This window comes from Sphingomonas faeni (genome assembly GCF_040407495.1).
Taxonomy (GTDB): Bacteria; Pseudomonadota; Alphaproteobacteria; order Sphingomonadales; family Sphingomonadaceae; genus Sphingomonas; species Sphingomonas faeni_D.
In genome coordinates this window covers 771959-786543 of sequence record NZ_JAPZPP010000001.1, presented here as the reverse complement: position 1 = coordinate 786543, position 14585 = coordinate 771959, and the positions used below count along the sequence as shown (strand labels likewise).

General features: G+C 66.2%; 10 protein-coding genes. 8 read left to right on the top strand and 2 right to left on the bottom strand.

Features of this window, described 5'->3' with window-relative positions; genetic code table 11:
- The first annotated feature begins 13 nt into the window (after positions 1 to 13).
- On the top strand, positions 14 to 211 hold the full coding sequence (locus O6W96_RS03610; RefSeq protein ID WP_353468284.1) for a hypothetical protein: 198 nt from the start codon (positions 14 to 16) through the stop codon (positions 209 to 211).
- Positions 208 to 1779: a glycoside hydrolase family 43 protein gene (locus O6W96_RS03605; protein ID WP_353468283.1), complete on the top strand. Its 1572-nt coding sequence runs from the start codon at positions 208 to 210 to the stop codon at positions 1777 to 1779. The genes O6W96_RS03610 and O6W96_RS03605 overlap by 4 nt, the downstream gene beginning before the upstream one ends.
- 16 nt (positions 1780 to 1795) lie before the next feature.
- Here O6W96_RS03605 and O6W96_RS03600 read toward each other — a convergent pair whose 3' ends face one another.
- Positions 1796 to 3748 carry a sialate O-acetylesterase gene (locus tag O6W96_RS03600; protein WP_353468282.1) on the bottom strand — a complete coding sequence of 651 codons (1953 nt, stop codon included), beginning with the start codon at positions 3746 to 3748 and terminating at the stop codon, positions 1796 to 1798.
- A 448-nt stretch (positions 3749 to 4196) separates the two neighbouring features.
- On the opposite strand from O6W96_RS03600, the gene O6W96_RS03595 reads away from it, so the two are divergent.
- Positions 4197 to 5393: an acyl-CoA dehydrogenase family protein gene (locus O6W96_RS03595; protein WP_353468280.1), complete on the top strand. Its 1197-nt coding sequence runs from the start codon at positions 4197 to 4199 to the stop codon at positions 5391 to 5393.
- Positions 5394 to 5513: 120 nt separating this feature from the next.
- Here the strand turns inward: O6W96_RS03595 and O6W96_RS03590 are convergent, their stop codons facing one another.
- A complete protein-coding gene (locus tag O6W96_RS03590; RefSeq protein WP_353468279.1) occupies positions 5514 to 6776 on the bottom strand; it encodes an NAD(P)/FAD-dependent oxidoreductase in 1263 nt (420 codons plus the stop codon).
- 300 nt (positions 6777 to 7076) lie between these two features.
- Between O6W96_RS03590 and O6W96_RS03585 the strand changes: the two genes are divergently transcribed.
- The 5 genes from O6W96_RS03585 (at position 7077) to O6W96_RS03565 (ending at position 14558) form a co-directional block, all read left to right on the top strand.
- Positions 7077 to 7583 (top strand): 2Fe-2S iron-sulfur cluster-binding protein, encoded by a 507-nt coding sequence (locus O6W96_RS03585; RefSeq protein WP_353468278.1) that lies wholly within the window; start codon positions 7077 to 7079, stop codon positions 7581 to 7583.
- Entirely contained in the window at positions 7580 to 8566 is a 987-nt protein-coding gene (locus tag O6W96_RS03580) for an FAD binding domain-containing protein (protein ID WP_353468277.1), read from the top strand. The genes O6W96_RS03585 and O6W96_RS03580 overlap by 4 nt, the downstream gene beginning before the upstream one ends.
- The gene (locus O6W96_RS03575) at positions 8563 to 10899 is read left to right on the top strand and encodes a xanthine dehydrogenase family protein molybdopterin-binding subunit (protein WP_353468276.1); all 2337 of its coding nucleotides are present in this window, start codon (positions 8563 to 8565) and stop codon (positions 10897 to 10899) included. Before O6W96_RS03580 ends, O6W96_RS03575 begins: the two co-directional genes overlap by 4 nt.
- Before the next feature lie 76 nt (positions 10900 to 10975).
- The gene (locus O6W96_RS03570; RefSeq protein ID WP_353468275.1) at positions 10976 to 12100 is read left to right on the top strand and encodes a nucleoside hydrolase; all 1125 of its coding nucleotides are present in this window, start codon (positions 10976 to 10978) and stop codon (positions 12098 to 12100) included.
- Between the two features lie 175 nt (positions 12101 to 12275).
- Positions 12276 to 14558, top strand: a complete 2283-nt coding sequence (locus O6W96_RS03565; protein WP_353468274.1) for a TonB-dependent receptor — start codon at positions 12276 to 12278, stop codon at positions 14556 to 14558.
- Positions 14559 to 14585 lie beyond the last annotated feature (27 nt).

Here is a 14585-nt window from a genome sequence, read left to right as displayed (position 1 = left end):
GGAGAAAATCGGTATGACGAGCGTCGCAGGAAGATTCCGCGTCGCACATCGGCCCACGCCGTTGCCTGCGCTGCCTATGCGAATGGAGCAGCTATCCAGCCGGTTCGGCGCGGTGCCGCTTGAAGGGCAAAAGGCCGAGGTCGCGATGCCGAGACGCCTGCTTATGCTCGACGTTGAACTGTTCGACATCGTCAAGGCGCTCGGTCAGTGAGGATTGCGGTGGCGGTCGCGCTGGGGCTGCTGGCGACCGCCGCGTCGGCGCAGGTGTGGCGATCGGACCAGGGCAACGGGAGCTTCCGCAATCCGGTCTTGTTCGCGGATTATCCCGATCCCGACATCATTCGCGTCGGCAGCGACTATTATTTCGCGACGACGACATTCGCGAACACGCCCGGCATCACGATCCTGCACAGTCGCGATCTGGTCAACTGGACGCTTGCCTCGCACCTTGTCGATCGGCTGGAGGGCAAGCCCGAATACGATTTGAAGGGCGGCAACGCGTACCGGCACGGGCTCTATGCCTCGTCCTTGCGCTATCACGCCGGCAATTATTATCTCGCCAACACGCCGGTCGGGCAGAAGACGCGGATCTGGTACGCGAAGGACGTGCGCGGGCCGTGGCGCTATCACGAACTGCAGCGCGAGGCATTCGATCCGGGGCTGTTCATCGAGCCGGACGGTCGCGCGTATCTGGCGAGCGCGAGCACCGCGGACGGCACGATCACGCTGCTGACGCTCGACAAGCAGCTGGCGCACGTCGTCGCGGCGCAGAAGGTGCATTACATCAAGGGCGCGGAAGGGTCGAAGATCATTCGGCGTGGTGCGTATTACTACCTCTTCAACGCGCTGCCGCCGCGGCTCGCGCTCAGCGTGTCGCGGTCGCGCAGCCTGTTCGGGCCGTGGGAAACACGCGACCAGATCGACGACAAGACCGGTGGGCATCAGGGCGCGCTGGTCGATCTGCCCGATGGACGCTGGTTCGGCTTCGTGATGGAGGATAGCGGCGCGATCGGGCGGGTGACGAACCTCAGCCCGGTATTCTGGCAGGACGACTGGCCGGTATGGGGCACGCGCGAGGCGCCCGGTCGCGTGCCGCGGCGGGCTGCGAAACCGATCCTGGGTGCGCCGTTCGCAGAGCCAGCGACCTCGGACGATTTCGGCAAACCGAAACTCGGGTTGCAGTGGCAGTGGAATCACAATCCCGAGCCTTCGCGCTGGTCGCTGAGCGAGCGTCCGGGTTGGTTACGGCTGAAGCCGACGATCGCGACCGGGTTCTGGAGCGCGCGCAATACGCTGGTGCAGAAGGGGCAGGGGCCTGCGAGCCGGAGCGAGGTGAAGCTCGATATTCGCCACCTCGCGCCGGGGGATCGCTGCGGGTTCGGGACGTTCGGGCAGTTCAGCGGGAACTTAACGGTCCAGGGCATGGCAGGGGGCAAGGCGACGCTCGCGATGGAGGTCACCGAAGACACGGTCGCCGGCGCGCGGACCGAGGTTCGCGCCACCGCGCCGTTACCGCGGACCGAGGCGCTGTGGTTGCGGACCGACATGGACTTTACGACCGATCGTGCCAGTATGGCGTACAGTCTGGATGGGCGGCGCTGGACTAGGCTAGGCGACGACGTTCCGCTTGCGTTCGCGTGGCGGACCGGGACGTTCCAGGGCGAGCAGCTCGCACTGTTCTGCTACGCGTCGGCGGCGAGCCAGGGATGGCTGGATATCGACCAGTTCACGATGTCTGCACTGCATCCGAGGGCGCCGCAGCGGATTCGCGACGACTAAACGATACCAGTGGGACTTATCGCGTCGGCAAGACTGGCACTTCGAACGTGCCTACGGGCAGCGGCGCGTCGTCGGCGAGGTTGGTCGCCGGAGCGTCGGCCCAGGCGTAGCGGACGCGTGTGACGGGTTGGCCGTCGCCCGGCAGCATCACCTCGGCCCCCGCGACCTTGCCGGGCGTGTAGCGGCAGGTGCCGGCGGCGGCACCGCACAGTTCGAAACCGATCGCCTGCGCGGAACTGCGGGCATGCAGCGCCCCCGTCACACCGCTGAATCTAACCATGACGCCGCCGTCCACCGTGCGCCGCGCCTCGGCGACGGCTGGGCCGGATGGCGCGATTGCTTCGCCGTACACCGCGGCGCGCATGACGCGTGCGAGGCGTTGTCCGACCTCGTGCTTCTCGCCGGGATGGATGTCGAGCGCATCGCCGAGGTCGAGCGCGACGGCGATGCCGGCATGCGGGTCCGCCGCTGCCACGCGCCGCTGCGCATCGCGGACGTCGCCCCAGCCGCTCTCGCTCGGCGCGATCGCTGGGCTGCCGTAATTGGCGAGCTGGACGATGGCGAAGCCGGTTTCGGGTTTACCGAAGCGGTGGCGCCAGTCGGCGATCAATGCCGTCATCCGCCGATCGTAACCGGGAATGCCGGTGTCGGACTCGCCCTGATACCAGGCCATCCCGGCGAATTTCGTGGCACCGAGCGGCGCGATCATCGCGTTGTAGAGCGTACCCGCACCGTTGATGTCGTCCCACGGCACGCGCGGCGCGGCGCCGGCAAGCCGCTTGGCGATTGCATAGCGCCATCCAGTGCCGAGCGGCACGCTGGTCCCGTCGGCGAACGACAGCCGCATTGCATCTGCGGGCCCGGTCATCCCGCCATAGGCATAGACGTCGTCGTCGTTGACCGTGATCACGTTGCGCCCGGCCTTCAGGCTGCCGGCGGGCAGCGCGTAGACGCGCGACTGCGATGCGAGGCTGCTGCCGCCGATGCCAACGCCGTTGACCCAGGTGCGATCGGCATCGTCGACCATGCCCAGCACCAGCGTCGCCGCACCGCGCGCCTGTTCGGCGGTGAGCTGCACCTCGTGCTGGTACCAGATCATGCCGTTATACGCGGCGAGCTCGGGTACGCCCCAAGTCTCGAAATTGGTCATAGCGGGCACGGGACGCCAGTCGAGCGCGGCATCCGGCTGCCACGGCTCGCGGCCGACGGAGTCAGCCGAGCCTGTCCGCCACCAATTTTCCCAGATCGTCGATGCGCGACGATTGGCCGCGGCGGGGTCGCGGGCATACAGCGCGAGCAGGTCCGCAGGGTCGCCTAGCCCGGCTTGGCGCAACGCAGCGTCGCTCATCCACGCGCTGATCCGTGACCCGCCCCAGCTCGAATGCACCGCACCGATCGGTACGCCCGACGTCCGGCGCAACGCCTGGACCATGTAGAAGCACGCCGCCGAAAAGCCGGGTGCCGTCGTCGGACCAGAGACCGCCCAGCGGGGTTGTTCGGCAAATCGCGCGACCGGCGCGGCGGCGGACACCTTGGCGATCGTCAGCAGCCGGAGCTTGTCGTCGACCTCCGGATGCGCGTCGGGAAACAGGCCTTGCCCCTGTTCGACGCGGAGTTCCATGTTGCTCTGGCCGGAACACAGGAACACGTCACCGACCAGGATATCGCGCAGGACCGCCGCACCGCTGGGGGCCGCGATCGTCAGATCGTACGGACCGCCGGCCGGGAGGGGCGGCAGGCTCGCTGAAAAGCTGCCGTCGCGCGCGACCTTGGCGGTAACGCTGCGACCCGCCATCGTCATCATCACGGTTTCGCCGGGCGAAGCCTGTCCGGTCAGGATGATGGGCTGGCCGCGCTGGATCACCGCGTGGTCGCCGACGACGCCGTCGAGGCGCGGGGCCGCCAACGCGGCGGTCGTGCCGGTGGCCAGGATCGCTCCGAAAACAAGCCGCGCTGTGACGCTCCGCATGTACCTGTTCTCCTGACGGCTGGATCGGTCGAAAGCCCTGGCGGCTGATACGGTCGAAGCTGGACAAGCTGCTCGCCTGCCTACGGATCGCCAGCTGGTCGCCGTAGTACGTGCGCTCACACCGTACAGCACCTGCCGATAGCTGGCCAACGGGAAACCTGCTCGGCACGAACGACTTCGTCATCAACCCGGCGACTGGAAGTGCACCGCTCACGCGAGCTCGTCAGACGGTCGGGAACGATGTCGATCCGGCACGACGAGCCTTCGCGTCCGGGCCAGATCGGAACTTGCCAGTGTCTGGTGCGATAGCGAAGATGATGAGAGCGCACACCGATGGCGGCGCTGATTGCCGGGAAAGGATTTGCTGGACCATGCCGACTGACTTGCTGCTTGCACCGCGCGAGGGCGTTGCCCGTTCGCGCTTCACGGTCGATTGTGGATTGCCCTTATGAGTGATGCCCCGACCGCACGGGCGGTAGCGATCGGCGAACGGGTCGAACGGTTCGTGCGCGAGATCGTCATACCCTTCGAACGAGACCCGCGACGCGGTCCTCACGGTCCATCAGACGATCTAGTTCACGACATGCGGGTACTGGCACGGGAAGCCGGCGTGCTGACGCCGCACATTCTGGAGAATGACGAGCACCTCACCCAGGCCGAGACCGCGCATGTGCTGATCCGCTCGGGTCTGTCGCCGCTCGGACCGCTGGCGTGCAACACGATGGCGCCCGACGAAGGCAATATGTACCTGATCGGCAAGGCGGGGACGGCGGCGCAGAAAGAGCGGTATCTGGCGCCGATGATCGCGGGGCGTGCGCGGTCGGCCTTCTTCATGACCGAGCCGGCAGCGGACGGCGGCGCGGGCTCGGATCCCTCGATGATGCAGACGACCGCACGGCTCGATGGTAACCACTGGGTGATCGATGGGCGCAAGGCGTTCATCACGGGGGCAGATGGCGCGCAGATCGGCATCGTCATGGCGCGGACCGATGCGGGCGACGGCAAGCACGCGGCGACGATGTTTCTCGTCGACCTGCCTGATCCGGCGATACGCATCGAACGCATATTGGATACGATCGACAGTTCGATGCCGGGCGGACATGCGGTCATCGCGATCGACGGTCTGCGCGTCGCGGCGGACGCGATCCTCGGCGCGCCGCATGAGGGGTTTCGGTATGCCCAGGTCCGGCTATCCCCGGCGCGATTGTCGCACTGCATGCGTTGGCTCGGCGGATGCATCCGAGCCAACGAGATCGCCACCGATTACGCCTGCCGTCGTCATGCGTTCGGCAAGCCGCTCGTCGACCACGAGGGTGTCGGTTTCATGCTGGCCGAGAATATGATCGACCTCCGTCAGGCCGAGCTGATGATCGACTGGTGCGCCAAGGTGCTCGATACCGGATCGCTGGGTACCGCGGAAAGTTCGATGGCGAAGGTCGCCGTGTCCGAAGCGCTCATGCGGATCGCCGATCGCTGCATCCAGATGATGGGTGGCACGGGCGTGACCGGCGATACGATCGTCGAGCAGATATTCCGCGAAGTACGCGCTTTCCGCATCTACGACGGGCCGACCGAAGTGCATAAATGGAGCCTGGCCAAGAAGATCAAGCGCGACTGGAAGGCGGCACAGGCCTGCGAGAGTTAAGATAGAAGCGTCGGCGGGCAGGATATGCCGATATCAACGCGGCCATCCTGACCGATGATTCATCCACTGCTGCACAACATCGCCGTCGGCATCCCGCTGGTTAATACATAGTAAGGTCAGCTAGACAGACGACACCTGCGCAGACCAGGCCGCCGCAACCTCCTTTAGCGGTATCGCAGGCGAGGCCAGATCGGTAGGGTCCGCCGGCAGCGCGGCGCCGATCAGTGCACGACCCTGCACATAGTCGCGGGTCGCGTTGACGCAGTCGAGCGCGACGATGCGACCGTCCTGGCTGTAGATCAGCGAAAACGAACGCGTTGCGGGATCGCCGCGCACGATCACGGCGTCGTGGCCGGCCGAGAGCCCGACGGTCTGCAGTTTCACGTCATACTGGTTCGACCAGAACCAGGGCACCGCGTGGTAGGGTTGGGGATCGCCGGTGATCGTCCGCGCCACTACGCCGGCCTGATCGGAGGCGTTCTGAACCGATTCGAGACGGATGACGGCGCCGCGGGCAAAAGCGTTGGCATGGGCAGCACAGTCGCCGATCGCAAAGACGTCGGGCAGGCTGGTGCGGCACACCGCGTCGACCAGCACGCCGTTGCCGCCGTCGGCGCCTGCCGCCAGAAGCGGCTCGACTGCCGGGTCGATACCGATGCCGACGATCACCATCTCGCACGCCAGTGTTTCGCCGCCGACCAGGCGTACGCCACTTGCTGCGCCGTCGCGTTCCTCAACGCAGGCGACCTTGGCCCCGAGCCGGATATCCACGCCGTGCGCTCGATGCTCGGCTTCCATAAATCGCGATAGGTGCTCGCCCGCCACCCGCGCCAAGACCCGATCGAGCGCTTCGACAACGGTGACGTGCTTGCCGAGCGTTCTGAGGATGGCTGCGGCTTCAAGTCCGATATATCCGCCGCCGACCACGACGACGCGTGAAACGCCTGGCAGTTCGGCGATCATGCGGTCGACGTCCGCTCGGTTGCGGACCGCGTGGACGCCGCGCAGCGAATGTCCCGTGCAGGACAGCCGCCGCGGCGATCCGCCTGTCGCCCAGATCAACGTTCCGTAGCCGATCGTCGCGCCGTCGCCGAACGTCACGGTCTTCGTAACCGGATCGACGTACGTGGCGTGGAGCCCGCGCAACACCGTGATCCCGCGCTCTTCCCAAAAAGCCGGCGGACGAATCAGCATGCGATCGAACGACTTGTCACCCGACAGATAGTCCTTGGACAGCGGTGGCCGTTCGTAAGGATAGTCGGGTTCGTCGCCGACCAGCGCTACGGTCCCGTCATATTTGCGTTGGCGTAGCGCGATAGCGGCCTGTGCGCCGGCATGGCCTGCACCGATGATCAGAACGTCATGAGAATTAGTCTGCGTCATCCGTACCTCGTCGCTACGCGGTTTTGTCGCCGATGATATCCGTAGCGTCCGCGTACGTCACGTTCCCGCTATCCGGAAGGTGAAGCACCCCGCGTGAGCCAGAAGATGTCGATCACGCGCGCCGAGCCAGCGCGCTGGCGCCGACGTCACATGCTCAATGCCGTCCCGGCAACTGGCGACGCGGGCGAGCGCTAGAAAACTTCAGCAGCTCTGGCGGAACGCGCAGCCTGCGACTATACCGATCGGTACTAAACTCGATAGCGGTCAAAACGGTATCGCGAGGGCAGCAGGAGAGTAGCGATGTCGATATCTATCAATGGGTCAGCGGTCGCGCTGCCTGACGATCCCCGTGTCTCGCTACTCGACCTGCTGCGCGAGGGCCTTCATCTCGCCGGCACGAAGAAGGGGTGTAATCAAGGCGCGTGCGGCGCGTGCACGGTGCTCGTCGATGGCGAGCGGATCGTGTCCTGCCTCGCGCTCGCGGTGCAGTATGACGGGCGCCAGGTCACGACGATCGAAGGGTTGAGCGACGGCGATGCGCTGCATCCGTTGCAACAGGCGTTCATCGATCATGACGGGTTCCAGTGCGGCTATTGCACCCCAGGCCAGATCTGCTCGGCGATCGGGATGGCAGCAGAGGCGAAGCGCGGCGTGCCGAGCCATGTCAGCGCCGATCTCACCGCCGACGTGACGCTGACCCGCGAGGAACTGCAGGAGCGGATGAGCGGCAATCTGTGCCGTTGCGGCGCGCATAACGGGATCATCGACGCGATCCGCGAAACCGTTGCAGCGGAGATGGCGGTATGACCCCCTTCACCTACGCGCGGGCGGAGGACGCGGCCGACGCTCTCCGGCTCGGACAGTCGAATGCAACTGCATATCTTGGCGGGGGCACCAATCTAGTGGACCTGATCCGCGAGACGGTCGCACGACCGGCGTCCTTGGTCGACGTGACAGGGCTGTCGAACACAATCGAGGAGACCGAGGACGGCGGGCTGATGATCGGTGCGGCGGTCCGCAACACCGCGCTTGCCGAGCATCTGTCGGTGCGGACGCGCTACCCGGTGTTGTCGCGCGCGATTCTCGCGGGCGCGTCGGCGCAGATCCGTAACATGGCGACGGTCGGCGGCAACCTACTCCAGCGAACTCGGTGTACCTATTTCTACGACACCGACGGTTCGCGCTGCAACAAGCGCACGCCGGGATCGGGCTGCGACGCGATCGAGGGGTTCACGCGGGGACATGCCATTCTCGGCGCATCGTCGGCGTGCGTCGCGACGCATCCCTCGGACATGTGCGTAGCGCTCGCCGCCCTCGATGCGACGGTGCATCTGCAAGGGCGGGACGGAGAGCGGAAACTGCCGTTCGTCGATCTTCACCGCCTGCCGGGCGATCATCCCGAGTTCGATACCGTGTTGGAGCCCGGCGAGTTGATCACGGCGATCGAACTGCCGCCGCTGCGTTTCGCGGCCAACTCGACCTATCGCAAGGTGCGCGACCGGGCGAGTTACGCGTTCGCACTGGTCTCGATCGCAGCCGCGCTGGAGATCGAGGGCGGTATCGTCAAGGACGTGCGGATCGCGCTCGGCGGGGTCGCGCACAAGCCGTGGCGCGCGTCGAAGGCGGAGGCGGCATTGCGAGGCGGTCCCGCGACCGAGGAGGCCTTCCGCGCCGCTGCCGTCGCGGAGATGGCGGACGCCGTGCCGCTCCGCGACAACGGCTTCAAGATCGAACTGACCAAGCGCACCCTCGTCGCCGTTCTTGGCGACCTCGCCGGAGCAGCAGCATGAGCATCGTCGATACGGTCAAGGAAACCGCGCAGGGCCTGGTGCAGGGCGCGATGAGCAAGCTCGTGCCGCTCGCCCCCGACAGCTGGATTCCGGGCGGGGTGCCCGATCCGCTGATCCGGCAGCAGCACGGATTGATCGGCACGTCGGTGTCGCGGCTCGATGGTCCGCTCAAGGTGCGCGGCGCGGCGCCGTTCGCGGCCGAGTTCCCGCTGGAGGGCATGGTCTATGCCGCGCTCGCCTATGCGACGATTCCGCGCGGGCGGATCGCGGCGATCGATACCGCGGCCGCCGAGTCTGCGCCGGGCGTGGTGTTGGTAATGACGCATCGGAACGCGCCGCGGATGAACAAGCCGGCTGTGTTCGGCTCGTCGCCGACCGCGGCGGGCCCGGCGGACTTGCCGGTGATGCAGGACGACCGCATCCACTGGAACGGCCAGCCGATCGCCGTGGTGCTCGCGGAAACGCAGGAGCAGGCGGATCACGCGAAATCGCTGATCGTCGCGACCTTTGCCGCCGAACCGTCGACGACGTCGTTCGCCGAGGCGAAGGCCGCCGGTCCGCAGCCGGGGCTGTTCATGGGCCAGCCGCTGCTGAACGAGATCGGTGACGCGGACGCGATGCTGGCGGCGGCACCGCACAAGGTCGATAACGTCTATCGCACGCCCCCGCATACGCATAACGCGATCGAACCGCATGCCGCGACGATCGCGTGGGTCGGCGACGACCTGGTCGTCCACGACGCCAGCCAGCTCGTCACCGCTGCCGCCCAGACGATCGCCGACGTGTTCGACCTGAAGGCGGGGCAGGTGCGTCTCACCTCGCCGTTCGTCGGGGGCGGGTTCGGCGGCAAATGCCTGTGGGATCATCAGATACTCGGGGCCGCCGCGGCCAAACTGGCTGAGCGCCCGGTACGCATCACGCTGTCGCGTGAGGGCGTCTACCGGCTTGTCGGCGGGCGGACGCTGACCGAGCAGCGCGTGGCGATCGGCGCCGACGCCGATGGTCGCTTCAGGGCACTGGTCCACACCGGCATCGCTGCGATGACGCCGCACAACAACATGCCCGAGCCGTTTATCCTCGGCACGCGCGGTGGCTATGCCGCGGACAGCTTCAAGCTGTCGGTCGAAACCGTGACGATGAACATGCTCGCCAACACCTTCATGCGTGCGCCGGGGGAATCCGTCGGCACCTTCGCGCTCGAATCGGCCATCGATGAACTCGCCATCGAACTGGAAATGGACCCGATCGCGCTGCGTATCCGTAACGAGCCGGACAAGGATCCGACCTCCGGCTTGCCGTTCTCGTCGCGGCATATTGTCGAGGCATGGCGCAGCGGCGCGGAACGGTTCGGCTGGAGCGAGCGCAGCACGACGCCGGGAACGCGTCGCGAAGGCGAGTGGCTGATCGGCACGGGATGCGCGACCGGAACCTATCCCTATTACCGGATGCCCGGCGCCGCCGCGCGGATCACGCTTGGCCGCGACGGACATGCGCTGGTCGAGGTTGCCGCGCAGGAGATGGGGATGGGCACCGCGACGACGACCGCGATGGTCGCCGCCGATCGGTTGGGACTGCCGCTCGACCATGTGTCGGTCGGTTATGGCGATTCGATCATCCCCGGCGCGATCCTGGCCGGCGGATCGCAGCAGACCGCCGCGATCGGCGCTGCGGTGATCGCCGCGCACCATGCGCTGGTCGCCGAACTGCTGAAACTCGCAGGCAATGACTCGCCGCTCGCGGGTCTTTCGCCGGACGAGGTCGGCAGCGAGGATAGCGGGCTCACCAAGCTCGACGACCCGACCCGACGCGAGAGCTATGTCTCGATCCTCGAACGGGCACAGCGCGAGAGTGTCGTCGTCAGCGAAGAGGCGTCGCAGCCGCTCGAACTGATGCACTGGTCGATGCATTCGCACAGCGCGCTGTTCTGCGAGGTGCGCGTCAACGCGGTCACCGGCGAGACGCGTGTCAGCCGCTTCCTGGGTGCGTTCGATTGCGGGCGGATTCTCAACCCAAAGACCGCGCGCAGCCAGTTCCGTGGCGGGATCATCATGGGCCTCGGCATGGCGCTGATGGAGGAGACGCAGTTCGACGAGCGCAACGGGCGCATCATGAACCCGAGCCTCGCCGAATATCACGTCCCCGTGCACCTCGACGTGCCCGAGATCGACGTGATCTGGACCGACATCGCCGATCCGCACACCCCGATGGGGGCGCACGGCGTAGGCGAGATCGGCATCACCGGCGTCGCGGCGGCGGTGGCGAACGCGATCTATAACGCCACCGGCAAGCGCGTACGCGATCTGCCGATCACGCTGGACAAGATACTGATCTGATCGGACAGCGTCGCGGCTTCGCCCGGTATCGCCTCGGCGTTACGGGCCCACCGATCTGGCAGGGAAAAGTTGCGCGATGGCCTTTCGTTTCGTCTCGGTGGGCAGTCTCGTCGCGCTGCTTTCCTTGGCAACGCCCGTTGCGATCTCGGCGCGGGACGCGCCTGCTAAGCGCCTGGTCCTGATCGATGACGATGTCGTCGGACTGAACGGCGCGCCTGCACTGCTGCTTCAGGCACAGGATGTCGAGGTGCTGGGCATCACCACGACCAGTGGTTCGGTATGGCGCGATACCGCCACGGCCTATGCGCTGCGGACCGTCGAGATCCTCGGGCGGACCGACGTGCCGGTGGTGCCGGGCGCGACCTATTCGCTACTCAACACAGAGGAGTCGACCAGGCGGTGGGAAGGGCTGTACGGACGGCTCGAGTTCAAGGGACCGTGGACCGAGCCCGTGGCCGGTGGTTCGCCCGGTACGCCCGGTACGCCGTCGCCTTCGGTCGTGCCCAGCCTGCCGATCGGCGATCCGGTTACCAAACCGTCCGGCGAGATCGCCGCGGCGTTCCTCGTCCGGATGGTCCGCGCGCACCCGCATCAGATCACGCTGTTCGCCACCGGCCCGATGACCAACATCGCGATAGCCCAGAGCCTCGACCCGAGCTTCGCCGCGAATGTGAAGGAGCTGGTCTACATGGGCGGCAGTCTCAATCCGCAGCAGGCGATCGACACGCCGGCCGCTGCTGCGTTTGCGCGCGAGTTCGTCGCTACGCCGCGCCGCGAGTTCAACATCCGCTGGGATCCCGAAGCGGCGCGGATCATGGCGCACGGCGCGTGGCCGGGGGTGACGATGGTGCCGATCGACCCGTCGACGGGCACGCAGTGGACGCGCGATTTCCTCGACAGCTTGCGGTCCGCCCATACCGCGCTCACTGACGCGCTCCAGACCGGGCTCGAACCGGGGTTTCCGATGTGGGACGAGATCGCCGCGATGGTCTGGCTGGAGCCGTCGATCATCACGCGCGCCGAGACGCTCTACATCGATTTCGACACGAGCCAGACCGCGGGATACGGCGATACGCTGTCGTGGCACGATGCGTACCGGCCGCATCTCGGCGAACGCGCGCAGACCGTCGTGCTTCGCGTCGACCGCGCGAAGATGGAGACGGCGATGCGTGCGCTCTACAGACGACCGCCGAAGCGCTGATCGTCGTCGCGGCGCCCGCGCCGACTGGGGCAAAGATGTCGCGGTGCCCGGCAAAAATGCACCGGGCTTAATCCCGCCTATTGCCGCGCGTTACAGCGGTGTTACCGATCGGTGACGGATCCGGGGCACACGGATCGACCCAGGAGGATGCGCGAAACCCAAGGGGGGACCATCCATGATTCGCTTGCCCGTTCGTACATCTGCCCTCGCCCGCTTGCTCGCCACCAGCGTGCCGCTGCTCGTTTTCGCTGCACCCGCCGTCGCGCAGGAGCAAGCGACAGTTGGCCAGACTGCCAACGATTCCGCTGGCGATCAGGGGCTGGGCGAGATCGTCGTTACGGCGACCCGCCGCCAGGAATCGTCGAAGGACGTGCCGCTTGCAGTCACCGCGATCAGCGGCGAGAAGCTCGACGTGCTCAATTCGAGCGGCCTCGACATCCGCTTCCTTGCCGGTCGTACCCCGAGCCTCCAGGTCGAATCGTCGTTCGGTCGGACCTTCCCCCGCTTCTACATTCGCGGTCTCGGCAACACCGATTTCGATCCCAACGCCGCACAGCCGGTGTCGGTAGTCTATGACGACGTCGCGCTCGAGAACCCGATGTTGAAGTCGTTCCCGGTCTTCGATCTGCAAAGCGTCGAAGTGCTGCGTGGTCCGCAGGGCACGCTGTTCGGGCGCAACACGCCGGCGGGCGTCGTGAAGATCGATTCCGCCAAGCCGAACCCCGACAAGGTCTCGGGCTATGCGACCGGATCCTGGGCAACCTACAACACGATCAACGGCGAGGCGGCGCTCAACCTGCCGATCGGCAACGGCTTCGCATTCCGCGCATCGGGCTTGATTCAGTCGCGCGACGATTGGGTGACCAACGATTCCACGACGGGCAACGCCGACCGCAAACTCGAAGGCTATCGCGACGTCGCCGGCCGCTTCCAGCTCGGCTATACCGGCAGCGACTTCAACGCGTTGCTGAACGTCCATGTCCGCGACCTGACGGGCTCGCCGCGCATCTTCCGCGCCGGACTGTTCAAGCCGGGTACCAACGACTTCAACACCGGCTTCGACCCCAAGCACGTCGCACTCGACGGCTATACCAGCCAGAGCCTGACGCAGTGGGGGACCAACCTGCGGCTCGACTACCATCTCGACGGCATCGGCACCTTCTACTCGGTCACCGGATACGAGCAGGCCAAGGTCGAGAGCACCGGCGATGTCGATGGCGGCAACAACTACACGTTCCTCGGCGGCACGATCGGCGCGATTGGCGTCGGGCTGTTCCCGTCGAACACCGGCGGCCTGACCAAGCCCAAGGAATTCAGCCAGGAGTTCCGCTACGCCAGCGAGGACATGAACGGCATCCGCCTCCAGGGCGGACTGTATTATTTCCACCAGACGCTGCGCTACAATCAGTACGACTATGCGTTCGGCGGCACCGGATCGCGCGCGACCGATCTGACGCTGGACATCGCTCACGACAACCGCAACGAGAATTACGGCGCGTTCGCATCGATCGAGGCGAAGCCGACCGACCTGCTGACGCTGCGCGCCGGCGTCCGCTACTCCCACGACTATCGCAACGACCTCGTCACTGCGCCGATCCCCGGCACCGGGATCAGCGATACGCTGCCGGCCCGTGCGGTCGTCCGTGGCTCGAACGTGACCTGGGACGCGAGCGCGACCTATGAACTGACGCCCGCGATCAACGTCTATTCGCGGCTCGCGACCGGCTATCAGGGCCCGGCGATCCAGGACCGCGTGACGTTCGGCAGCGTCCAGAGCACCGCGCCGAAGCAGACCACGTTCTCGGGCGAAAGCGGCTTCAAGGGGACGCTGCTCGACCGGAAGGTGAACTTCTCGCTCGATGCCTATTGGTACAGCACCAAGGACCTGCAGATCACCGCGGTCGGCGGCAGCAGCAATTCGGCACGGCTGATCAGCGCGAACAAGGCGATCGGTTACGGGGTCGAGGGCGAGTTCGAGGCGCGGCCATTGCCCGAACTGACGCTAACCGCGAGCGGCAGCTACAACTTCACCGAAATCCGCGATCGTGGCATCGGCGTCGGCGTGTGCGCGACCTGCACCGTGCTCGATCCGATCGTCAACGGGTTCGCGGTGATCGACGGCAACGATCTTCCCCAGGCGCCGCGCTGGATCGCCAACTGGACCGCGCGCTACGGGATCCCGCTCGGTAACGGCGGGGAAGTCTATGCCTATACCGACTGGGTCTACCGCAGCCGCATCAACTTCTTCCTGTACGAAGCCGTCGAATTCACCGGCAAGTCGTCGCTCGAAGGCGGTCTCAAGGTCGGCTACAAGTCGCCGCAGGGGTATGAGGTCGGTGCATTCGTCCGCAACATCACCAACCAGTATCGCAGCATCAGCGCGATCGACTTCAACAACCTGACCGGCATGATCAACGAACCACGGATCATCGGCGGCCAGTTCAAGGTCGCGTTCTGACCGGTCGCGGCTGATCGATCGCGGCGC